Origin of the sequence: Erysipelothrix larvae (genome assembly GCF_001545095.1) — a bacterium.
Lineage (GTDB): Bacteria > Bacillota_I > Bacilli_A > Erysipelotrichales > Erysipelotrichaceae > Erysipelothrix > Erysipelothrix larvae.
Genome location: NZ_CP013213.1, coordinates 944814 through 967408, shown reverse-complemented (window position 1 = coordinate 967408; position 22595 = coordinate 944814). Strand labels below are relative to the sequence as shown.

Annotated in this window: 22 protein-coding genes and 1 tRNA gene; 3 read left to right on the top strand and 20 right to left on the bottom strand. The window is 37.0% G+C overall.

Features of this window, described 5'->3' with window-relative positions:
- Positions 1 to 22: 22 nt before the first annotated feature.
- From recD2 to AOC36_RS04385, 8 genes are read right to left on the bottom strand one after another with little or no spacing between them, the layout of a single operon-like run.
- Positions 23 to 2155 carry an SF1B family DNA helicase RecD2 gene (gene recD2, locus AOC36_RS04420; RefSeq protein WP_067631812.1) on the bottom strand — a complete coding sequence of 711 codons (2133 nt, stop codon included), beginning with the start codon at positions 2153 to 2155 and terminating at the stop codon, positions 23 to 25.
- 12 nt (positions 2156 to 2167) lie between these two features.
- Positions 2168 to 2920 carry a CPBP family intramembrane glutamic endopeptidase gene (locus AOC36_RS04415; RefSeq protein ID WP_067631810.1) on the bottom strand — a complete coding sequence of 251 codons (753 nt, stop codon included), beginning with the start codon at positions 2918 to 2920 and terminating at the stop codon, positions 2168 to 2170.
- Entirely contained in the window at positions 2917 to 4050 is a 1134-nt protein-coding gene (gene mnmA / locus AOC36_RS04410; RefSeq protein ID WP_067631809.1) for a tRNA 2-thiouridine(34) synthase MnmA, read from the bottom strand. The genes AOC36_RS04415 and mnmA overlap by 4 nt, the downstream gene beginning before the upstream one ends.
- Positions 4050 to 4484 (bottom strand): transcriptional regulator Spx, encoded by a 435-nt coding sequence (gene spx / locus AOC36_RS04405; protein WP_067631807.1) that lies wholly within the window; start codon positions 4482 to 4484, stop codon positions 4050 to 4052. The genes mnmA and spx overlap by 1 nt, the downstream gene beginning before the upstream one ends.
- A 56-nt stretch (positions 4485 to 4540) precedes the next feature.
- Positions 4541 to 5383: an undecaprenyl-diphosphate phosphatase gene (locus AOC36_RS04400; RefSeq protein ID WP_067631805.1), complete on the bottom strand. Its 843-nt coding sequence runs from the start codon at positions 5381 to 5383 to the stop codon at positions 4541 to 4543.
- Between the two features lie 4 nt (positions 5384 to 5387).
- Entirely contained in the window at positions 5388 to 6383 is a 996-nt protein-coding gene (gene trpS, locus AOC36_RS04395; protein ID WP_067631802.1) for a tryptophan--tRNA ligase, read from the bottom strand.
- Entirely contained in the window at positions 6376 to 7089 is a 714-nt protein-coding gene (locus AOC36_RS04390; protein WP_067631800.1) for a transglycosylase domain-containing protein, read from the bottom strand. The genes trpS and AOC36_RS04390 overlap by 8 nt, the downstream gene beginning before the upstream one ends.
- A 35-nt stretch (positions 7090 to 7124) precedes the next feature.
- Entirely contained in the window at positions 7125 to 7295 is a 171-nt protein-coding gene (locus AOC36_RS04385) for a YneF family protein (protein ID WP_417935080.1), read from the bottom strand.
- A gap of 586 nt (positions 7296 to 7881) precedes the next feature.
- On the opposite strand from AOC36_RS04385, the gene AOC36_RS04380 reads away from it, so the two are divergent.
- From AOC36_RS04380 to AOC36_RS04370, 3 genes are all read left to right on the top strand, one after another.
- Positions 7882 to 9567 carry a proline--tRNA ligase gene (locus AOC36_RS04380; RefSeq protein WP_067631797.1) on the top strand — a complete coding sequence of 562 codons (1686 nt, stop codon included), beginning with the start codon at positions 7882 to 7884 and terminating at the stop codon, positions 9565 to 9567.
- A 315-nt stretch (positions 9568 to 9882) separates the two neighbouring features.
- The gene (locus AOC36_RS04375) at positions 9883 to 10353 is read left to right on the top strand and encodes a DUF6431 domain-containing protein (protein WP_067629969.1); all 471 of its coding nucleotides are present in this window, start codon (positions 9883 to 9885) and stop codon (positions 10351 to 10353) included.
- Positions 10354 to 10486: 133 nt separating this feature from the next.
- A complete protein-coding gene (locus AOC36_RS04370) occupies positions 10487 to 11962 on the top strand; it encodes an ISL3 family transposase (RefSeq protein WP_067629964.1) in 1476 nt (491 codons plus the stop codon).
- A gap of 161 nt (positions 11963 to 12123) precedes the next feature.
- Here AOC36_RS04370 and AOC36_RS04365 read toward each other — a convergent pair whose 3' ends face one another.
- The 12 genes from AOC36_RS04365 to AOC36_RS04310 all read right to left on the bottom strand — a co-directional run bounded on the left by AOC36_RS04365 (position 12124) and on the right by AOC36_RS04310 (position 22585).
- Positions 12124 to 12510, bottom strand: a complete 387-nt coding sequence (locus AOC36_RS04365) for a hypothetical protein (protein WP_067631795.1) — start codon at positions 12508 to 12510, stop codon at positions 12124 to 12126.
- A 56-nt stretch (positions 12511 to 12566) separates the two neighbouring features.
- Positions 12567 to 13220, bottom strand: a complete 654-nt coding sequence (locus AOC36_RS04360; RefSeq protein ID WP_067631793.1) for an HD domain-containing protein — start codon at positions 13218 to 13220, stop codon at positions 12567 to 12569.
- The gene (ptsP, locus tag AOC36_RS04355; protein ID WP_067631791.1) at positions 13201 to 14907 is read right to left on the bottom strand and encodes a phosphoenolpyruvate--protein phosphotransferase; all 1707 of its coding nucleotides are present in this window, start codon (positions 14905 to 14907) and stop codon (positions 13201 to 13203) included. The genes AOC36_RS04360 and ptsP overlap by 20 nt, the downstream gene beginning before the upstream one ends.
- Positions 14908 to 15384: 477 nt before the next feature.
- Positions 15385 to 15473, bottom strand: a tRNA-Ser gene (locus tag AOC36_RS04350).
- A gap of 187 nt (positions 15474 to 15660) precedes the next feature.
- Complete coding sequence (locus tag AOC36_RS04345) at positions 15661 to 16116, bottom strand: hypothetical protein (protein WP_067631789.1); 456 nt, start codon at positions 16114 to 16116, stop codon at positions 15661 to 15663.
- 5 nt (positions 16117 to 16121) lie between these two features.
- Complete coding sequence (locus AOC36_RS04340; RefSeq protein WP_067631787.1) at positions 16122 to 16469, bottom strand: hypothetical protein; 348 nt, start codon at positions 16467 to 16469, stop codon at positions 16122 to 16124.
- A complete protein-coding gene (locus AOC36_RS04335) occupies positions 16450 to 17337 on the bottom strand; it encodes an ABC transporter ATP-binding protein (RefSeq protein ID WP_067631785.1) in 888 nt (295 codons plus the stop codon). Before AOC36_RS04335 ends, AOC36_RS04340 begins: the two co-directional genes overlap by 20 nt.
- A 95-nt stretch (positions 17338 to 17432) precedes the next feature.
- Positions 17433 to 18506 (bottom strand): ABC transporter permease, encoded by a 1074-nt coding sequence (locus AOC36_RS04330; protein ID WP_067631783.1) that lies wholly within the window; start codon positions 18504 to 18506, stop codon positions 17433 to 17435.
- Positions 18506 to 19777: an ABC transporter permease gene (locus tag AOC36_RS04325; RefSeq protein ID WP_067631781.1), complete on the bottom strand. Its 1272-nt coding sequence runs from the start codon at positions 19775 to 19777 to the stop codon at positions 18506 to 18508. Before AOC36_RS04325 ends, AOC36_RS04330 begins: the two co-directional genes overlap by 1 nt.
- Positions 19778 to 19786: 9 nt before the next feature.
- Complete coding sequence (locus AOC36_RS04320) at positions 19787 to 20719, bottom strand: ABC transporter ATP-binding protein (RefSeq protein WP_067631779.1); 933 nt, start codon at positions 20717 to 20719, stop codon at positions 19787 to 19789.
- A 107-nt stretch (positions 20720 to 20826) separates the two neighbouring features.
- Complete coding sequence (locus AOC36_RS04315; protein WP_067631777.1) at positions 20827 to 21459, bottom strand: response regulator transcription factor; 633 nt, start codon at positions 21457 to 21459, stop codon at positions 20827 to 20829.
- A 1-nt stretch (position 21460) separates the two neighbouring features.
- Complete coding sequence (locus AOC36_RS04310; protein WP_067631774.1) at positions 21461 to 22585, bottom strand: sensor histidine kinase; 1125 nt, start codon at positions 22583 to 22585, stop codon at positions 21461 to 21463.
- Between the last annotated feature and the right edge of the window lie 10 nt (positions 22586 to 22595).

Below are 22595 nucleotides of genomic sequence, written 5' to 3'. Positions count from 1 at the left end.
GAAAAAGCTGAATTAATCCAGCTTAATCGTTCATGAGATGAAGAATGCGTTCTTTAAGATAGGTGTTTCTGTGAATTTGCGTATCGGTTTTGCTTGCTTTATCAAACGAGTTCAAATCCCCTACCAAAATCACCGATTTCGATGAACGGGTTATCGCAGTGTAATAAAGTTTGCGTGATAACATCATTCCAAAATCTCTTGATGCCAGCAAGATTACAATTGGATATTCACTTCCTTGTGCTTTATGAACACTCATCGCATAGGCATGGGATATATTAATGTAATTTGATTTGTCGTAAGTTACAAATAATCCGTCAAAATCCACAATCAAACTGCGATCATCGTCAATCTCCACCAATGTTCCAATATCGCCATTGTAAACACCGTCATCCGGTTGATTTTTCAGTTGAAGAATCTTATCACCTTCCCTAAAGATGCGCGCGCCAACTTGCACAAAGCGTTTATGCATCGATTCAGGATTGCAAGATTTTTGAAGAAAGTAATTCAGATTATCAATTCCATTGGGTCCAGCATATTTCGGAGATAATACTTGAATATCATTCAGAGAATATCCACGATCCATCGCTTCATTTACAACTTTTACAACGATATCCTTTGCACTTCCATATCTTGAATCAAAATACTTCACATCTTTATGATAATGACTGATATCAAAAATTCCTTCATTAAACGAAAGGGCTAAATCAATGACTTCTGACCCTTGTTCTTGACGGTAATTGTGTTCAAGTCGGATGACTTCAAACCCATCACTCTCTAATAAGTCAGAAAGAACATATCCAGGCCCAACGGATGGGAGCTGATCCTTATCCCCCACAAATACAAATTTCTTTACTTTAGAACCCGCCAAGATTAACTTATATAAAAGCCAAATGTCTACCATTGAAAACTCATCAACAATCACGACATCACTTTCAAGTGGATTGGTTTCATTCATTCCAAATACATTGGTATGAAGGTTCCATTTCAAAACTGAGTGAATCGTTGCGGCATTTACTTTGGTTAAAGATTCTAAACGTTTCGCTGCGCGTCCAGTAGGCGCACATAGCGTAATACTGACGTCTTTAAGTTCATCTTGGATAATTGATATGACACCGGACAATAAAGTGCTCTTACCCGTCCCTGGGCCTCCAGTAATAATAACAACCGATTGATCAAAGACTTGTTTAATGGCATCGCGTTGATTATCATCAAAAACTATCCCCAAACGTCGTTGAATCCGAACAATGGATTCATCAATATTATCCAGTTCAAACACTGATTTGTGTTTATGATCAACTAAGAACCTTGCGACATTTACTTCAGCATCATATTGTGTGTGGTGATAGATTTTCCCTTCATCATCAATTAATATCCCTTTTTGTAAAAGACGATCATATGCAGCTTCAAAATCATCGCCACTAATATCGATACGGTTGTGTAAATCTTCTTTGTAGATAAAGGAATGTCCATCTTTGAAACACACTTCTTGATATACGTAAATGAGGTACCCTTCAAGTCTGAACGGATGATCTTGTTCAAACAATAAAGATTGACCTAATTTATCTGCGGTTTTAAACCCTATACCACTGACTTCTTCAATCATGCGGTACGGATTGATTTCAAGTACTTGACGAGTATCTTCTCCATAGATATTCAAGATTGATTGAATCAAGGTACCTGTAATTCCATGCATGTTTAAAAACTGGATGGATTCATCAAAGCCTGTTTGGTGTTGGAGTACAGATTTAATCACTTCAATTTTGTCTGAAGACACCCCTGTAACTTCTAACATCTCATCACGGCTGTTTTTTATGATTTCTAAAACATCTGATCCCATTTTCTCAACCAAAATTTGAGCAGTTTTGGGTCCAATTCCCGGAAATGAGACCCCACTTAAATACCGAATAATGTATTCATCTTTGATGGGAAGTTTCTTTTCATAGGATTCAACCTGAAACTGCATACCAAAACGCGGGTTCTCGATAAAGGACCCGCTAAATGCATAATATGAATCAACTTCTAACTTATAGAAGTTTCCGACAATAGTTATTGGACGATCATTTGAGTCAGATGCGACAACGCGATACACACCGTAATGATTGCCTTCATTAAAGAATATCTCGCTGTCAACAATTCCTTCAATTTCAACGTTCATAAAGAATCACTCCTAATATAATGAGAATAAGAATAAAATGAGGACTGATAATAAATTATTAAGGAAGTGTAGCGTAATTGAACCCCAGATATTGTTGGTTTTTCGTGCTGCAGTGGTAAAGAAAAATCCCATAAATGCATAAGGAATAATATATAAGACTTCACTGAGAACAAGTGAACCATTCACAAACAAGCTGGGTGCTACGTGTAAAAGACCAAAACCAAATGAACTGATGAGTGTCGCTTTTGTTTCACTCATGCCTGAGCGAACAAATCCAAAATAAAAACCACCTCTGAACAGAAGTTCTTCACAGATTGGCGCAAAGATTAACGTCACAAATATCACAAAAGTGGGTGCGTAGCGTGCAATTTCCATAATATTTGATTGATTTGAACTTGTATCGGTTCCCATCAAGTAACCAATAATGATATTTGATGCAATGACTAACACTTGCATCATTACAAATAAAATCAAAATCGTTTTAATGTTTTCAAGGAAATTATGCTTAAACAGTTCCCATTGCGTGCGGACAACGCCAATCGACACAAGATAAAACAAAACCAATCCAACAAGATAAACAATAAAATCATAATAGATTGGCAACACAAGGACACCCGATGCGGTCATCTCATAGTCGCCAAAGATTCCTGCAACAACCCCTAAGATAATTGGTATAATTGCTTGAACGACACCAAAATAAATCACAGAGTACCACAGTGTATGTCGTATTGTAAAATTTCTTTCTTCTCTTAGTTTAAGTTTCATAGTGTCTCCTTTTTTGAAGAATCATAAAGCACTTCTTGGTCGTCTTTATTAAATACGCGTGCAATGCGTCCTCCACCTAAGCAAACTTCATCGTGATAAAAAACTGCTTCTTGACCCAAAGTAACAGCCTTGACACCCTTTGGCATCAATACTTCAAGTGTTGTTGCATCGATAAACCGGATGGATACAGGTTGATCGGGTTGGCGATATCTAAACTTCGCAGTACAGTCCATCAATCCTTCATGTTTTGATCCAAACCAGTTCACATCATCAATAACACAGCGATAGGCAAAGAGTTCTGGATGATCGCTCCCCCTACCAACATACAGATTATTGGTGCTCATGTCTTTTCCTACTACAAACCAGGGCCCCATTGCACCACTGATATCCAGGCCATGTCGTTGACCAATTGTATAAAACATCACGCCATTATGACGCCCCACAACCGTTCCAGTATCAAAATCTAGAATATCGCCTTCACGATCTTTAACATAGTTTTTTAAGAACTCACGATAGTGACGCTCACCAATAAAGCAAATTCCTGTAGAATCTTTTTTGGTCGCAACCGGAATGTTTTGTTCAATTGCTATTTTTCTTACTTCTTGTTTTGTCATATTTCCTAATGGAAATAATACATGACTTAATACGGATGGATTGATGCGGCTAAGAAAATAGGTTTGATCTTTATTGCCATCAAGTCCTCGCACTAAGGTATTGTTGATGATTTGCGCATAATGACCTGTCGCAAGCGCATCAAAGCCTTCTTGTTCCATAAAATCATAAAATGCATCAAATTTTACGTATTTATTGCACAAAATGTCTGGATTGGGTGTATACCCTTTTTCAGTCTCACTGATAAAAGTTGTAAAAACATTATCCCAATAATCTTTAACATAATCTACACGCAAAAGAGGTAGACCTAAATGATCTGCGACTTTTTTCGCATCATTATAGTCTACTTCTTGAGAACACATATCATCCATAATTGTTGGGTTTCCTAAGATATCATTGTTTGTAAAGGAATCCCAGTTTCTCATAAAAGCACAGGTAACATCATAGCCTTGTGCCTTTAATAAGTAGGCAGCAACTGCACTATCAACGCCACCTGATAATCCCACTAATACTTTCATTAATCATCATCTTTCATTTCTAAATTGACAGATCCTTCATCATCCAAATCATGATGGATTGGATAATGGTGCATATGTCTGAGTTCATGCGGAAGAAATGCATTAATTTCCTCTTCGTCATAGCCAACTAGGAATGATTTTTCATTCAATACGATTGGTCGTTTTAAGATACTTGGATGACGTTGAATAAAGGCAATTAATTCACTTACTGAAAGCTCATCAAGGTTAATGTGAGCTTCTTGCATAACTTTTGAACGTTTTGAAATTATATCCTCAGCACCGTTCTCACTGCGCATCAAGAGATACTTGATTTCGCGCTCGCTAAGTACCGCTGTAAAAATATTTTTTTCGATAAACTTTAAATGGCGCTCCTTTAACCATTGTCGAACTTTTCGACAAGAAGCACAGCCTGGTGAAGAATATAATACAATCATATGGGCAACCCCTTCCGTCACTATAATTATAACTACTAAATTAAATTTATCAAATACTATTTCAAAAATAAGACTGATAAGATCCCCACAGAGACACAATATAATGCAAAAACATCAAGACGACGTTTCTTTAAAATGTTTTGGAACAATTTCAAACAATAATACGTTACAACACCACTTACAATTACACCGATTGTATAAGGAATTAAAAGACTTGTAAGATCAGGTTGTGATAAAAAGTCATTAAGTCCTAAAACCATTGCCCCTAAAGCAACTGGAATAAACATTATGAACGAGAATTTCATGGATGATTCTACATTAAATCCTTGAATTAAGGATGCACAGGTTGTAGATCCACTGCGTGAAACACCTGGAAAAAGTGCAATAATTTGCATTAATCCTGTATAAAGCGCGTTTTTAGGTTTAAAATCTTTGTCTGTTTTATTTCCACTAATTTTAAAAGCAGCAAATAGTACACCTGCTGTAAAAATGAGTGCAATCCCTACCGCCTTTGGATTCATCAATGTTTCTTCAATCCAATCTTTGAATAAGATACCAAAGATTGCTGCTGGTATCGTTGCAATTAAGACATTCACACCATAAAGAAAATGTTTTTGATTTTCCTTCTTAGGCGCATCACCCTTATTCAGAACATACAAGATCGAATGCCACAAATAACCCAATCCTTTTCCAAACAGATTTTTCACATCTTCCCAGTAAAAGACTAAGATTGCGATTAACGACCCAAGATGCAACAAAATCTCGAGTTCAAGGCCACTTCCACCTTCTATGTTAAACACACTTTGAAAGATGACAAGGTGACCACTGGATGAGATGGGTAGGGGTTCGGTAATACCCTGGACGATTGCTAAAAGGATAATTTCTAGGATTCGTTCCATGTCGTTACATCCACTCCAATCCCATTTTTTGTTGAACTTCTTTAAGGGTACTTTGTGCTTGAACACGCACTTTGCTTGCACCGTGTGCTAAGACTTCTTCAACGATGCCGCTGTCCTTAATTTCGTTGTAGCGATTTTGAATCATTTCTAATTCTGACACAACCACATCTGCGACAGCTTTCTTAAAGGTTCCATATTGACACCCTTCAAACTCGGCTTCGGCATCTTGAATGGACACGTTTTTAAGTGCTGCATATATTGACAAGAGATTTGATACTCCGGGTTTATTTTCAACATCGTATTTCACAAGCATATCACTGTCTGTCACTGCGCTCATAATCTTCTTGCGTGCTGTTTTCAAGTCATCACTGAGATAAATTACACCCTTTTCACCAAAATGATCGGATTTACTCATCTTCTTTGTAGGATCTTGAAGTGACATAATGCGTTTGCCTACTTTTGGCATCACAACTTCAGGGACAATCAACGTTTCACCCCCAAAGCGTTGGTTGAATCGTTGCGCTAAATCCCGTGCAAGTTCAACATGTTGTTTTTGGTCTTCCCCTACAGGAACCCCATCTACTTTATGAATTAAGATATCAGATGCCATTAATGCTGGATAGGTATAAAACCCCGCCGTTAGCGTTTGACCCGAGTCTTTTTTATCTTTGAATTGAGTTTGTCGGTTTAGTTCGCCCATTGATGTAAGACACGATAATATATACCCCAATTGAGCATGTTCCATCACATCACTTTGCAAGAAAATGGTGGATTTTTGTGGATCGAGTCCACAGGCTAAATAAAAGAGCACCTGATCTTTTAAGTATCCTTTGAGTTCTTCTGGATCGATGGGCAAGGTAATACAGTGTAGGTTCGCGATGAACACAATCATCTCATATTCATCTTGCATCGCAACAAAATTGCGAAGTGCACCAATATAATTCCCCAAATGCAATTTTCCGGTTGGTTTGATCCCGCTGATCATTCTCATCTTAGTCATTAAAAACCTCCATTTGATAAATTTCTTCTCCAAATTCTTCTGTTATAAATCCATTTGAAATGAGTCGATTAATTACGATGCGTTGTCGTGCTTTTGCAGACTCATAAAAGAGAAATGGATTAAAGGATGATGGTGCTTGTGGTAGTCCAGCAAGCATCGTTGCTTGAGCATCCGTAAGGTTAAGTGGTGTTGTATCAAAATAGATCAAGCTGGCCTCACTGATACCATAGGCATTTGCACCATAATATATTTTATTTATATAAAGTTCTAATATTTCCGCGCGAGTATATAGATTATCTAAGTGTCTGGCGACAAAAAACTCAGAGATTTTACGAATCACACTTACTTCTTCATCGAAATACATATTTTTAGCCACTTGTTGAGGAATTGTAGATGCACCTTCTAAGAAATTAAGATTTGTGAGATTCACGTAGGTAGCACGCCCTATGGCTCTTATGTCTAACACTGAGTTACGTGTCCAAAAGCGACTGTCCTCCACTGCCACAACTGCATCTACAAACATCTCTGACACCTCATCTAAGCTTACAAACCCGGGTTCAGCTTGGATTTGCGCAACATAGGTTTCAATTGGTCGTTGGGCTACGACACGCTTATAATCTTGAAGTCCAAGAAAGATCAGTACCGTGGAAACAACCAATGTGACAATTAAGGTCCATACGAGGACACGTTTTAAGAACTTTTTCATCTAAATAATTAAAAAACACAGGTCGAACTGTGTTTTTATTGCCCCATCGACTTCATAATTGCACGAATTTGAGCTTCAGACGGTTTACGTCCCATTTGCATATACATCGCACGAATCATTTTTTCATTGATTGGTGGGTTTTCCTTTATTTGTTTTTCAAACATATGCTTTGTTACAAAAAACGCAATCACAGCACCTACGGCCATTCCACCAATAAATGTCCAGAATGTTGACCATAAACTTGTAGCTACTAATAACATAAATTCACCTTCCTCGATACTAACTATTTTAAACTGTTTACTGCATAAACGCAATAATAATCACATATTCACATTAAAATAACTAAAAGGAAGTCATAATATGCGAGAATTAGTCAGATTATCCTCCAATATTCTATCATAAATCTTGATATATGTATCTACAAATTAAGCCTCTTGTCAAATTCGAAGGAACTAAAAAGCGAATTGAGCACACAGATTTGCGTTATCAATTCGCTTTTCCACTGAGCGGTGGTTTTAAAAACTCTGAACCCAAAAGGTTGATATTTATTCCCTGTTTATACAGGTGGGTGTCCTGTTCTAGGTTTGGGATTCTAAACAAAAAAGTAAGACTCACACCTCCTAGAAACTCCAGATTCCCTTATATCAAAGTGTCGGAAATATATTTGTTTCCTTTTGGGCAATTTCATTATAACACGATTGGTCGACAGGTACAAACACAAAACATCACGGATTATTATCACTTAAATTGTGTGAATTATGGTATACTATATGAGTTAAATAGAGGTGGATTATGAAACTCAGTGAAAGTTACTTTTATACATTAAGAGAAGATGTTAAAGATGAAGATTCCGTAAGTGGAAATCTTTTAGTGCGTGGTGGATTTGTTAAGAAAAGTTCATCAGGTGTATATATGTTTTTACCGCTTGGACTTCGTGTAAAACAAAAAGTTGAAGCAATCGTACGTAATGCAATGAATGAAATTGGATCTCAAGAGGTCAGTATGCCAACATTGATTCCAGAAGATGTTTATATCGCATCTGGAAGACGTGACATTATTGGTACAAGCATGTTTACCCTTAAAGATCGCTATCAAAAACCCTTTGTATTAGGACCTACTCATGAAGAACTCTTTGCTCAAGCTGCAAAGATGATGGTTCGTTCTTATAAAGACATGCCTGTAAGTCTTTATCAAATCCAAACAAAATTCCGTGATGAAGCCCGTCCTCGTTTTGGGCTGATTCGTGTACGTGAATTTGTGATGAAAGACGCTTATACCTTTGATGTTGACCTGTCTTCATCGGATAAGGCTTATGATAAAATGTTTAATGCTTATAAGAAAGTGTTTGATACTGTTGGCTTAAATTATCGAATTGTACGTGCTGATACAGGTATTATGGGTGGTCTTCTATCTGAAGAATTCCAAGCAATCACAAACATTGGTGAAGATACCTTGGTTTTAGGTGAAGACACAGGCTATGCAAGCAACTTAGAAATCGCAGAAAACTGCGCACGTATTGTGAGTGATGAACCACTCTTAAAACGTGAAAAGGTGCATACTCCTGATGCGAAAACAATTGAAGAAGTATCTGCTTTCTTGAATCAAGATGTCTCACGCTTTGTAAAGACTTTAATTTATAGTGTTGATGATAAACTTGTTGCGGTATGCGTACTTGGAGATCGCGATGTGAACGAAACCAAACTTCGCAAATTGTATGAAGCGGTGAATGTTGAGCTTGCCGACTTCAATCAAGTGCAAGCAGTAACCGGTGCCCGCGTTGGATTTGCAGGACCAATAGGTTTAGAAGGCATTGACATTGTCTTAGACAAGCATATTGAAGGCTTACGCAACTATATATGTGGTGCAAACGAAAGTGATTACCACTATATTAATGCAAATCATACAGAGTTTACTCCAACACATATTGCGGATGTATCAAATGTTAAAGAAGGTGACCCAAACCCCGATGGAACGGGCGTCCTTAGTTTCTCCAAAGGAATTGAAGTTGGAAATACCTTTAAACTTGGTGTTAAATATTCAAAAGCAATGGGGCTTGATTACCTAGATCAAAATCAAACACTTCAAGATGTTTATATGGGATCCTATGGCATTGGAATTGGTCGTACAATTGCGGCAGTTGTTGAACAAAACAATGATGACAAAGGCATTGTTTGGCCAGATGTTATTGCACCATTCAAAGTAGCACTCGTACTTATTAACGCAAAAAACGAAGACCATGTAAGAATCGCAAACGAGTTATATGACACATTATGTGCTCAAGGCATTGAAGTGTTACTTGATGACAGACAACAACGACCAGGTGTTAAATTCAACGATATGGACCTTATTGGTGTACCCTACCGAATCACATTAGGACGTGGGCTTGATTCTGGCGAAGTTGAGTTTAAATCACGTAAAGAGCAAGAACCAACAATTGTGAAACTCGAAGATATAGTAAGCAAAATTAAGAGTTTGTAAACAAAAAGCGCATCTGCGCTTTTTTATATCGGATATTAAACTTTACTTGGGGTTTTCACTCGCAACACTATTTCTTGGGGTGAGGTAATCTTGCTCTAGCCTCTGTCTTTAAAGAAGTTTGGGGATTTCTGTTGTAAACTGATTATCTTAGACCAGCAGAATAAAAAATCACTTTACTTTATGCACAATTAAGTGCTGTATTAAAGTGATTTTTTTTGTATTATTAGTTTAACGAGGTTAATAAAATGGTAGAAACCCCAAGTTTCCAGACCTAAGTTTCTACCAATCCAATACCTCCTATAAAGGAGTAAGAATATGATAACAGTTTTCTCAAACACATTCAATAATAAACAGTTTTCTCAAAAGGAATATTACAAATTTCTCAATTCAATTAATCCAAAAACAATACCTTGTCCGTGCTGTTCAAAAACAGATACACTGATTCGTTATGGATACTATCCGAAAACCATAATTACTGGGCGATTAACCATTGTCGTAGAAATCGCACGTTTCTTTTGTAATCAATGTAAGAGAACTCATGCAATAATACCAAGTAACTTACTTCCCTATTTTCAACTGTCTGTACCCACAATTGAAATAATATTAACCCATGAACTTGATAGCACGCTTTTAACTGATATTGATGAATCAACATATATTCGGATAAAAATACGTTTTAACGATTATGAATCGGTGAGACATTTAAGTTATTTGGAACGATTGAATTACTTCATATTATCCACAAAACGGAATATCTATCATTCCGCCATTACTTCACCAACATGAGAAAAATAGTTTTAACTCCTCAGATTGAATATAATGAAGATGGTTATTTAAATAACAGACAATCATTTTTATATTTAGGAGCAAGATACATAATGAAACCTTATCAAAATAGTCAAAGAGAGGCAGGGTTTCTATGAACGCTAATGCCACTCTTTTAAGTAACGAAAAAATTCTTGAATTATTTAACTTAGAACACCATCAAGTCCAGAAGATTGATATCAAAGGTCAAAGTGACGCATTGAATGTGTACATTACGCTTCAGGTAGAGGAACAAACATGCCCAATTTGTGAAAGCAAAACATCCACAATCAAAGATTATTCTGAAAAGAAGCTTCTCCACTCACTGGTAACACATATACCCTGTTACATTCGTTACCGTGCACGACGTTATAAATGCACAACGTGTAATAAATGCTTTTTTGAACACAATCCATTTGCGTATCGAAATATGAAGATTACTCAGCTGACCGTATATAATGTCCTGAATGATCTTAAATCGCCACATGAAACGTTTACCACAGTTGCCAATAGATATCGGTTATCTCCCACTACAGTATCATCTATTTTCGATTCCCACGTTTCTGTCTCCAGACAAAAACTACCCGCTTATCTGCTTATTGATGAATGTTATGCGTACCACAGTGATCGCAGTGATTATGTATGCGTTCTTATTGATGCAATGACAAAGAATATCGTAGATATATTACCGTCCCGTAAGAAACAAGACTTAGTCGCGTATTTTAGCCAAATCCCCCTTGAAGAACGCAAAGGAGTCTTAGGTATTGGAATCGACATGTGGTATAGCTATAGAGTCGTCGCAAAACAATTCCTTCCAAACGCGTTTATCAGTGTTGATCGTTTTCATGTTTATAGTGATTTAATGAAACGTATCGACTCTATTAGGGTAGACACTATGAAGAAACTAAAACCTCCTAAGAACTGGAAGCAAACAGAAGATAAAGTCAAAAGACAAGAATATTATAAGCGTGACCAGCAATACTATCTGCTTAAAAAGTTCAACTGGTTACTCTATAAAAACCCCAAAGCAACAACCACAGTTAAAGATAAGAAATACAATATATTTGATCCAAATGTACCGAAACAACGCAATAAGAAATTGGGAAAGTTTCTAAACCTTTACGACATAATAGACCTAATTCTTCAAACGAGCAATGGCCTTGAAGATGCATATAACATGAAGTTCTTACTCGATCAATTCTTCAATGAATCAAAAGCTGAGAATGCACACGAGAATCTGAACACACTCATCAGAGTGATGGCTCAGAGTAGAGTTGCATCAATCGTTGATTTTAGCCGAACTTTAGGAAAGTGGAAAAATGAAATTGTCGCAACTTTCAATAAAGTAGAAAAATGCACAAAGGTCACAAATAAGAAAACAGGAGAAACCCATTATGAAGTTTCCATAACACACATAAACAGTGCGTTGATTGAGAATCGAAATCGCATAATCAAGCAAATAAAAAACAATGCAAGTGGCTATCGTAATTGGGAGCGGTTTAGGAATCGTGTGTTGTATGTGCTTAATGAAGACGCAACATATCGAATTAACCCAATAATTAAAACAACCTATGACAAAGGACTCTCTTAAGAAATGACTCATTATTGATATACTATAACAAAAAGAGGGAAGCTATAGTCATGTGCGACTACGCTTCCCTTTGGTCTTTAACAAACTTGTTTGGGGTAACTTACTCCCCAAGTTATTTTATATCATTTTCTGAATTATCCCCAAGTTATTTCAGACCGCCTTTATATCCCCAATTGTTTTTTAGCAAGGTCTAAATCATCAAACGAATCAATCGCAACAACTTTCATCACTTTACCATTCAATGTTAGCTCAGTAACACCCATTGGATTCCTTCGTTGTCCGTTCCATGAATTAAATTGTCCACAAACACGGCAAATGATGGTCCCAATCCAACGATATTCATCCGATTTCCCTACCGCAATAATAGCATCTGGACTTTTTTCAATTAAAGTAGAACGAAGCCATGAAATCAGTTCTGGTTCAATGGATTCATAAACACTCATTAACTCATCAACATTCAGTTGTGTATGACGCAAATCGAGGGTTTCGATTCCATCGCATGCAACACACTCATTATGATTTCGATCATAAGTAATTAGTAGTTTCATATGTCATCACTCCTCCTAAAATAGTTTACCACACAGACAAAGAAAGAGGAGCTTATTTACTCCCCTTTAATCTCTTCATAAAACTCATTATAGAACCTTACAACACGCTCATGTCGGATTTTCCCAATCTCTTGCGCTTTTTTTGTCTCAAGTGCATCGTATAAGTGAAGTATTTTTTCATCAAAATGCGCTATGGCATTACGATGTCCGTTTCGATATTCTTGAAGATTTGTCGCAACAATTCCTTCAAGATCACGATCATGAAATGGTAATCCCTTATACCCTGCATAATAGAATGTTCGAGCAATACCAATGGCACCCATTGCATCAAGGATATCCGCATCGGATACTATGTGTGCTTCAAGCGTACGATCCTTTGTTTTTTGAAACCCACCTTTATATCCAATCTTTGAAATATTATCTAGGATTGTTGAAGTATTACCTTCAAAGTCAAGGTTCCATTGCAATGCAAGTTCATGTAAGTCCTTAGTGTCAAAGACATGCATCTTATCATCTAAAAACTCATGAAGATACGCACAACATAAAACAACAAAGGTATCAGCATCCGGTGTACAGATTTTCTGAGTAAGATTCACAACGCGCATAATATGACCAAAATCATGTCCAGAATTTTCATCACTGACAAGTTTTTTGATCTTATCATGTAATGTTTGAATGGTTTGATTTTGACTATTTGTTAAGTGTTGCATCAAGTAAAGCCAACACATCTTCTGTTGTAGGAAGGTTTAATGCTTTGTCAGCAAGTTCTTTCATTTCACCATAGCTTAATGAACGTACGATACTACGTGCTTCAAGAATTGATGATGCTGACATTGAGAATTCATCCAACCCTAAACCTAAAAGTAGAGGAATTGCTTTTTCATCTCCAGCCATTTCACCACACATACCACACCATTTACCTTCTTTATGTGCACCATCAATTGTCATCTTCACAAGACGAAGAATTGAAGGGCTATAAGGTTGGTATAGATAGGAAACTTTTTCGTTCATACGGTCTGCAGCCATCGAGTATTGGATCAAATCATTTGTACCAATACTGAAGAAGTCTGCTTCTTTCGCAAATTGATCCGCAAGCACTGCAGCAGCTGGAATTTCTACCATCATACCCAGTTCAATTGAATCACTGAATTCAACACCTTCTTTAGAAAGGTTTTTCTTTTCGTCTTCAACGATTGCTTTTGCATCACGGAATTCTTGGATAGTCGCAATCATTGGGAACATAATACTTAAGGTTCCATGTACTGATGCACGTAACAATGCACGAACTTGTGTTCTAAAGATATCAGTACGGTCTAAGCAAAGACGAATCGCACGGTATCCTAAGAATGGGTTCATTTCATGTGGGAATTTCAAGTAAGGTAACTCTTTATCGCCACCAATATCAAGTGTACGTACAACAACACGACGTGGTGCCATGATTTCTAATACTTTCTTGTAAGCAATGTATTGATCTTCTTCATTTGGAAGTTCAGCTGCGTCCATGTACAAGAATTCAGTACGGTATAGACCTATACCTTCTCCACCATTGTTAAGAACACCATCAACATCGTTTGGTGTACCAATATTACCCGCTAATTCAACATGATGTCCATCTGTTGTTTCGCTCTTCGCATCTTTTAATACTTTCAAGCTTTCTTTATGTGCCATAAATTCAGCACCTTTTTGTGTATATTCTTCTTTTTGTTGTGCGGTTGGATTAAAAATCACAACACCACTTAAAGCATCTAGGATGATTTCATCATCATGGTTTACAGTGTCAAGTAGTTTTCCAGCACCCACTACAGCAGGAATCTCTAAGCTACGAGCCATAATTGCTGAGTGTGAGGTACGTCCCCCAATTTCAGTCACAAATCCCTTAACATAACGACGGTCTAATTGTGCAGTATCTGAAGGTGTTAAATCTTCAGCTACAATCACAACTTCATGATCAATCGCTGATAAATCAGGGATTTGAAGTTTAAGAATGTGACACATCATACGATATGTAACGTCTTTAATATCTGCAGCACGTTCTTTAAAGTATGGATCGTCCATGCCTTCAAACATACCAATAAACATCGTTGCAACTTGATTTGTAGCATAGTCAGCATTTACAGACTCAGAATTAATAATTTCTTGAATTTGCCCAATGAATTCTGGATCTTCTGCAACCATTAAATGCGCGTCAAAGATTGCCAATTCTTCGTCGCTAAGTTTTCCAACTGCTTTTTCCTTAATGATACGAATATCATTTTTTGTTAATTCCAAAGCATCTTCCAATCGTTTCAATTCCACACTTGCATCTGAATCAACTTTCTCAATGTTCAACACTGGATGTTGAAGTTTAAAAACCTTAGATACAGCGATACCTGCTGAAGCAGCAATTCCTTTAATCATAGTTCTCTTAGCCTCCTTGTTTAAAGCATCTTCTATATTTTAACATTTAAGTTAACCGTTTTCAAATACATTCAAAGAACATTTCAAAACAATTATTTTATGGTTTCCGAAATTTTCCGAACTGTACCCTTCTGATTCATATATATTGTGATATTTTTGTTTTTTTGTGTAAAAACGTACCCTTATATCCCTTCGATTCTTATCCTATGCCTATAGCACTCATCCCCATAAAATATCATCTGATGTGATGGGTTCACGATTTAAATCATGAGATTCTTAGTCCATCCTTTTCACATTTGAAATTACCAAAACATTACCATTAATGGTGGCATATAATCCACAAAACGCGTCAGTGGCACAGTCTGTATCATGCCCTTTCTTATATGAAAAGAAGTTTTTGTAAAAAAGCTTCTCAAAGTCTTCTCACATGTGATTAAAGCATAAAAAAAACCACTGAATCGTGGTTCGCATTTAAATTGGCGGATGAAGAGGGATTTGAACCCTCGCGAGCTTGCACTCCTATCGGTTTTCGAGACCGACCCCTTCAGCCTCTTGGGTATTCATCCATGCAAAACGTATTATATCAACTTCATAAATCGATGTAAACAATTTCTCATAATTATTAAATTTGATTTCTCACAAATGGATGCTTTTGGCTTATATTTGTTTGAAACGATATCAAAAGAGGTAAATACCAATAAAAAAGCACACCTTTTGTATCAAAGATATGCGTATTATGTGTTGAACTGGATCTTATACAAGAATATCGCGGCGTTTAAAGCGTTGCATCCCAATGATAAAGACACCCAAGACGACAAGAATCCAAAGTGCAATTGATATAAGACTCACATTATTTGCATAGATTTCATGGGGCATTAAAGTGTGCAAAATTGATATCGCTTTGAGTGGTTTTAGCGAATCAATAAGTGAAGCCATCACCGCAACAACATAAGGGATAAATACGACTCCCATTGCGACACCCGTAATAGAGATAGAAGCGTCCAAAATCATGGATAACCCACTGCCTAACACTAGAAAGAGGATTGCGATAAAATAGTAGGAACCAAATATAGGCAGGGTTTCAACAATCAGTGAAGTAAGACTTATCCCTTCAGGTAGAAACAAAGCAAATGAAAGAATGCTCGTAAGTATAATACAGCTGACGAGAATCACCACTAAGATGAGGTTGCCAATCAACTTATCACGCATGAGTTCTAAGCGTGTTCTTGGCTGAGAAAACAGATATTCAATGGGCCTTCATTTTCTTCCTTAAGGTACCAATTGAGACCCATCAATAAAGCATAGACTGCCAGCGCCATGTTGACATATTGCATAATATAGCCATAGTAAACTTTTATATCCGTAAAATCGGGAAATGAATCAAAACCAATGACACTGAGGATTGATTGGGGTAATGATTGCAATTTACCACTTGTGAGTTCTTTCATCGCATCATTTGACATTGAAGGAAAGAAAGCCATAAACCCTAATAGTAGTGCAAGTAAAACCGCTGACCACACTAAGGCTCCTTTTTGATTAAGTTTAATGTGTAATCGAATCATGTTCAACACCTTCTTCCTTATAGAGTTCAATAAATTGATGTTCAATGGAAAGGTCTTCAATTGAAACATCACGCAACGTTGTGTTTGAAAGTGCTACAAACAGATCTTGAAGTTTCCCATCATAAATAAACGATAAACTATTGGGCTTGTCTGATAATATTTTCTGTGCAAGGGGTCTGAGTGGATCGACTTCACCTTCACAATGAACAAATTTACCAGATAGTCGATAATCATTCAACAAAACCACCTTCAAGATCTCCCCATTTTTTATGAATGCTACACGATCACAATGCTCTTGAATTTCCCGCAAATTATGACTTGATATGAAGATTGTAACGCCGTTTTGAGCCATTTCTTTTAGATGTTTAAACAGTTCACTTTGAATCAAAGGATCCAGACCACTAGTGGGTTCATCCATGATTAATACTTTCGGATTGATTGCAAGGGCACAAACAATTGCAATTTTCTTTTTGTTCCCTAAGGACAATGCTTTCATTTTCTTATGTTTTTCTACTTGAAAATCATCACAGAGTTTATTGAGTCGATCAAAATCAGTGATACCATGCAGCTTGGCTGAGAGTTTAATTAAATCATATCCAGTTTGTTCAGGATAAAAATTCACTTCACTGGGCACATAACCAACAATTTGTTTAATGTCTTTATTCTGTGTTATTGCATCAAACCCCGCAATGGATAGTGTCCCTTCATCTGGGAAAATGAAGTTTAAAAGCGCTTTAATCGTTGTAGATTTCCCAGCGCCATTTGGACCTACAAATCCATAGATTTCACCTGGTTCAATGTTCAAGCAAACATCTTTGATTGCATATTTATTATTGTAGATTTTACTAAGGTTTTGAATTGTTATCATATACATTCCCCTTTAAGTTCATTCTACGCTTATCTCCTAGAAAATCAAAGGAAAACGAACTATTTTATCACAAATATAGTTCGTTAAATGTGTATTTATTTTCGTTCCATTTTATTCAACCCAACCCCCATAAATAAAACACCCATAAATGCCATAATTGATACTGGAAACACCATTTGGGATAACCCTTGATTAAGTAGGATTGCACCTTTGAGCCCTTCCATTCCATAATAAATAGGCGTTACTTTCGCAAGGGATAATAGGATGTTATTGGTTACAATCTCTAAGGGCCAAAACGCACCCCCAAGCATTGCGAATGCCGTGGCAAATATTGGGATCACTACCTGAAGTTGTTGGGGTGAGTTCACCATACTGATAATGAGAATTCCAAGTGATACAATCACAAATACAAACGCACCGACAACCATGAGTATTGAGCCATATTGATTTCCAAAGTCAAAATTGAAGAAGTGCTTAAAAATGAAGAAACATGCAAGGATTTGAAAAACACCAATCATGAAATATTGTATAAGGATTCCACTATAGATTTGTGTCTTCTTAAGTGGCGATAAGATCATCCGATTCCATGTTCCTGTGATCTTTTCTTGGGTAACATTTGTAAGGCTTGAAAGGATTGTTAATGCTGAGAAGTATAATGTTAAGCCCACGAGAATGCTGGCACTTGAAGATTGAATATTCGTTACACTATCTTTTAAAGTTGAAACGGATGCACTCACAATTTCTTTTTGAGTGATGACGATATCATCCATTGCTTCTTGGACTTGATCCAACGTGAGCTGTGTTCGGTACACATTTTCAACATGTTGGCTGACGCCCGTTTGAAGTTGTGACTCTTGTCCAACCAATACCTTGAAATTTGATGATTCAAGGGATAGAGCAAATGGAATATCACTGGATTGAATACGTGTTTCAATCGCTTCTTTTGATTCTATCTCAAAGATATAAGGACTGTCTGCATTCAACAATTCAACCTTTTCTTGGAGTGCTTCTTGTGAAAGGGTTGATGAGTAGACGGGAATTGTATGGGTTTGATCATTATTAGCGCCGACCATTGTAAACACAAAGATTATCGTCATTAATAGAAATGAGATGAGAAGTAATGGTTCTCTTACAAGTCGTAACATTTGATGTCTGAGTACAGTTATCATTACACTAACCTCCTTTTAGGAAATACAATGAGTGCGATTGTAATGAAGACAGTTGCCATGAAACCCATTCTGATAAGCAGTGGGATTACATCATTAAGTCCTTGCCCTCTTAAAAGTTGTAAGTAAACATTCATCATGGCTCCATTGGGCGTCCAAAGACCTATGTGTCCAAGCAGTGGTGAGAACATTTGCGTTGGTATAATGCTTCCACCAAGAAATGAGAATGCACTGATTAAAAATGTCGAAAATACGCTTGAAACACTATCGGTATTGAATCGTTGTGCTATTGAGGTTAACAAGGCTGATAGCGTGCCGATTGTTATCGCTAATATTATCGATGCAAACAGGATATATCCTAAAGTATCCATACTTATACTACCAAATGTATTAAAAAGCAATGTTGAGGTTGTAAACAGAATTGCCAATTGTGTACATGCAACTAAACTTGCTGAGATAGCTTTACTCATGAGATAACGTATTGGTTTTTCACCCGTCACCATAATTCTTGAGAATGTATGATTTGATTTTTCCTTGAATGCATTGCCTGAAATGGAGGATGCAACATATAAGGAAAACATCATTGACATCCCTACTGTATAGTATTGAAATGACGAGATTGATTTTAAGAGTGGAAGATGGATGACAGTTCCAAAATTATCGGGAAGTTCAACTTGTACCCCAACACCATTCGTTGCCATTAGAACTGAAGCTTGTAAGTTATATTCGGATGTGAAACGCGATAAAATACTTTGAAGGATTGTTGTACTCACAGCATCTTTATCCCCTACAATAACCTCAATATGACTGTCGCCATGAAACCCTTGAAATACTGATATCAGTGAATGGTATGTAAAGGATTGTGGAAGTGTAATCACAGCTGCAACATCACTCTTTTGAAGTGCATCCATCGCTTGAGATTGTGATAATGTGGCATTGATTGTAAATACAGCTTCAGTCTCAAGACTATCTATGATATTAAGAAACAGCTGCGCTGGGTCAATGGTACTTGCTTGACTTGCGATTTGGGTTGCAACGGTTTCAGGTGTCCCTGATTCAATTAAATCAGAAACAAAGTCCTTGATGGCTTGATCAGCGTTGTTTTCATTAACAAGTGCAATTGGAATCTCCTTAATGTTTGACTCTTTATTAAGCATCCCACCCAGTGAAAACCCCAAAATAACAATCAGTACAGATGGCATAATGAGCAGTAAAATAATCTCTGATCGATTTCGTGTGAGGGTGAGAAAGTCTTTTTTTATAAGATTGAACATAGCACTCACCTAATCCCTAAGTTTTCTTCCGGTTAAATGGAGGAATACATCTTCTAAAGAATTGTCTTCAACATGCATCCCAACAATTTTAACATCGCATCGTTTCGCCATCGCAAAGATATCTGAAAATAGGTCTTCACCTTTCATGACAATTAATTTATACCCACCATTATTCTCAATTACCTTATGGATTAATGGATGGGTAGCGAGTTGGTGTTCAAACGGCATTGATTTGGATTGAACATTGATTTGCATCGCGTCTTCACTGGATAAAATGCTTTTTAATTCAGATTGTGTTCCTGAAGCAATAATTTGCCCATGGTCCATGATATAAATACGATCACACAGTTTTTCAACTTCTTCCATGTAGTGACTTGTATAAAGTATTGCCATTCCTTTTTCAACATTCAGTTTTCTCACCATTTCTAATATGTAATTTCGTGATTGGGGATCAATACCCACCGTTGGCTCATCCATAATGAGAAGTTGTGGATTATGCATGAGTGATACCCCGATGTTGATACGCCGTTTCATACCCCCTGAAAACTCTTTGATCCGATCTTTTTGTCGGTCAGTGAGGCCAACCAATTCTAAGACTTCAGAAACTTTTTGATCCAACGCTTCGCCTTTTAATCCATAAGCTCGTCCAAAAAAACGCATATTTTCAGCAGCAGTGAGTTCATCATACAGGGCAATTTCTTGAGGTACAACTCCAAGCACTGGTCGAATGCTTGATGGTTTTTTAATGATGTTTTCACCATTAAAATAGATCATTCCCGCTGTGGGTTCAATTAATGTTGATATCATCGAGATGGTTGTTGATTTACCGGCACCATTGGGTCCAAGAAGGCCTATAGACTCCCCTTTTTCAATATTAAGATTCACACCATCAACTGCTAGGTGGTTTTTAAACTTTTTTTCTAAATCAATCACTTGTAACATTCTTCAATCCCCTTTTCGTTTTCATAAGTCTATTATAAAAAATAAACCCACCATAATAACACTGCCTTGAGTCACTGGTGAGTTCAGTTTTCGTGACTTAAGTCACGTTATGATATGTGATGCTTAATCGCATAGATTGCAAGTTGGGTTCGATCTCTTAAGTCAAGTTTATCTAATATTATGGATATATTGTTTTTAATGGTTCCAATCGATAAGAAAAGTACATTCGCAATTTCTTGATTACTAAGCCCTTGACCTACACATTTAATAATCTCAAGTTCACGTTTTGTAAGGGTGGTGTCAATATTGACTGTATTATCCTGAGTCATCAATGCAGGAATAACTTTCGCAGCAACTTGATCTTCTAAGGTGAGACCGCCTTTAAGACAACTGTGGATAGCTTGAATGAGACCTTTGGCATCCGCATCTTTCAGCATGTATCCATTTGCACCATTTCGCAAGGCTTCCAGTGCATATGCTTCATCATTGAAGGTTGTAAGTACCAGTATTTTAGTATCTGGCCACTTAGCCTTAATGACTCGCATCGCTTCAAGCCCTGTCATTACTGGCATTCGAATATCAAGAATTGCGATATCAAAGCTCTGGGTTTCACATAGATTAAGCGCTTGTTGGCCATTCTCAGCTTCACCACTGACTTTTAAAGTAGGATCTGTCTCTATCATCATCTTTAGCCCTTGACGCACAAGTGCTTGATCTTCTGCAAGTAAAATTGAATGCATATTACACCTCTTTTTCCATTGGGAATACTCCCAATACAATGAATTGATCATGCGTTTGAGAAATCGTTAACGTTCCTTGTATCTGTAACAAGCGTTCACGCATTGATGTGAGTCCAAACCCTTCTTGATATGGCACAACGAAATCTAAGGGATTACTCACTTGGAACCGAAAGAATTGCTCACCGATAAGGCTAAATTCAACATGACCAATACGTGTTTGAGCGTGGCGCATCATATTTGTTAAACTTTCTTGAATACATCGATATAGGATCACGGATTGACTGGAACTCAGTGGAAACGAGAGTGCCCCCGCTTTTACCTGGAATGTGATTTCAAGATGACTTTCTGATTCAAGTTTACGAATCAATTGAATGACTGCATTGAGTCCTGTAGTTTCATCATGTTTCAGTGTTTTAACAGCTTCGCGAGTTTCACTCAAACTTTCTTGGGCAAGCGTTTTTAATTGTTGAATCCGTTGGTTTAACTCAGTCCCTTCAGTTTGCATACGAAGCACTTCAAGTTGCATTAAAAGTGCTGTAAGACGATGCCCTACAGAGTCATGAATTTCGCGTGCGATTTGTTTACGTTCTTCTTCACGCAATGCCTTCTCATGGATTACACTGTGTCGTTTTAATCTTCGATAGTCACTTTGAATCGTGTCATACATTGTATTGAGTTCAATATAGGCGTGTTCTTTTTTATCCGTTAATATAATCCAGGTATACGCTATCGTCATCATCATGCCTACTAATAAGAGTTCTTTACCCATACCGATACGTGGTATTACACTGATCATCAACACGGATTGAAAGAAGATATGAACACGGACACCCCAGGGGTCATTTGTTTGACTTGAAACGTAAGTGAGTATGATAAAGATTAGGGGTGCAGCACTATTAAAGTTACCTTGAATAAAAACAACAAATACAAGGATATCTAAAAGCATTGAGGTCAGTCGCATTATGATTTTATTATTTTTTATGATTGCACATGAAAAATAGACGCTAAAGAAAACAGCACTTAAACCAAAATCAAGTGCGCTAATATGAGATGTATCAGTTTTAATCAAGAGTCCAAGTCCCCATGTTAACCCTAAGAAAAAAAGATTAAACCAAAATGATATCATTGCAAGAAAT

Bases quoted from the DNA above. Each gene is read 5' to 3' on its own strand.
- recD2 (WP_067631812.1), bottom strand. From the start codon at position 2,155: ATGAACGTTGAAATTGAAGGAATTGTTGACAGCGAGATATTCTTTAAT.
- AOC36_RS04415 (WP_067631810.1), bottom strand. From the start codon at position 2,920: ATGAAACTTAAACTAAGAGAAGAAAGAAATTTTACAATACGACATACA.
- mnmA (WP_067631809.1), bottom strand. From the start codon at position 4,050: ATGAAAGTATTAGTGGGATTATCAGGTGGCGTTGATAGTGCAGTTGCT.
- spx (WP_067631807.1), bottom strand. From the start codon at position 4,484: ATGATTGTATTATATTCTTCACCAGGCTGTGCTTCTTGTCGAAAAGTT.
- AOC36_RS04400 (WP_067631805.1), bottom strand. From the start codon at position 5,383: ATGGAACGAATCCTAGAAATTATCCTTTTAGCAATCGTCCAGGGTATT.
- trpS (WP_067631802.1), bottom strand. From the start codon at position 6,383: ATGACTAAGATGAGAATGATCAGCGGGATCAAACCAACCGGAAAATTG.
- AOC36_RS04390 (WP_067631800.1), bottom strand. From the start codon at position 7,089: ATGAAAAAGTTCTTAAAACGTGTCCTCGTATGGACCTTAATTGTCACA.
- AOC36_RS04385 (WP_417935080.1), bottom strand. From the start codon at position 7,295: ATGGCCGTAGGTGCTGTGATTGCGTTTTTTGTAACAAAGCATATGTTT.
- AOC36_RS04380 (WP_067631797.1), top strand. From the start codon at position 7,882: ATGAAACTCAGTGAAAGTTACTTTTATACATTAAGAGAAGATGTTAAA.
- AOC36_RS04375 (WP_067629969.1), top strand. From the start codon at position 9,883: ATGATAACAGTTTTCTCAAACACATTCAATAATAAACAGTTTTCTCAA.
- AOC36_RS04370 (WP_067629964.1), top strand. From the start codon at position 10,487: ATGAACGCTAATGCCACTCTTTTAAGTAACGAAAAAATTCTTGAATTA.
- AOC36_RS04365 (WP_067631795.1), bottom strand. From the start codon at position 12,510: ATGAAACTACTAATTACTTATGATCGAAATCATAATGAGTGTGTTGCA.
- AOC36_RS04360 (WP_067631793.1), bottom strand. From the start codon at position 13,220: ATGCAACACTTAACAAATAGTCAAAATCAAACCATTCAAACATTACAT.
- ptsP (WP_067631791.1), bottom strand. From the start codon at position 14,907: ATGATTAAAGGAATTGCTGCTTCAGCAGGTATCGCTGTATCTAAGGTT.
- AOC36_RS04345 (WP_067631789.1), bottom strand. From the start codon at position 16,116: ATGCGTGATAAGTTGATTGGCAACCTCATCTTAGTGGTGATTCTCGTC.
- AOC36_RS04340 (WP_067631787.1), bottom strand. From the start codon at position 16,469: ATGATTCGATTACACATTAAACTTAATCAAAAAGGAGCCTTAGTGTGG.
- AOC36_RS04335 (WP_067631785.1), bottom strand. From the start codon at position 17,337: ATGATAACAATTCAAAACCTTAGTAAAATCTACAATAATAAATATGCA.
- AOC36_RS04330 (WP_067631783.1), bottom strand. From the start codon at position 18,506: ATGATAACTGTACTCAGACATCAAATGTTACGACTTGTAAGAGAACCA.
- AOC36_RS04325 (WP_067631781.1), bottom strand. From the start codon at position 19,777: ATGTTCAATCTTATAAAAAAAGACTTTCTCACCCTCACACGAAATCGA.
- AOC36_RS04320 (WP_067631779.1), bottom strand. From the start codon at position 20,719: ATGTTACAAGTGATTGATTTAGAAAAAAAGTTTAAAAACCACCTAGCA.
- AOC36_RS04315 (WP_067631777.1), bottom strand. From the start codon at position 21,459: ATGCATTCAATTTTACTTGCAGAAGATCAAGCACTTGTGCGTCAAGGG.
- AOC36_RS04310 (WP_067631774.1), bottom strand. From the start codon at position 22,585: ATGATATCATTTTGGTTTAATCTTTTTTTCTTAGGGTTAACATGGGGA.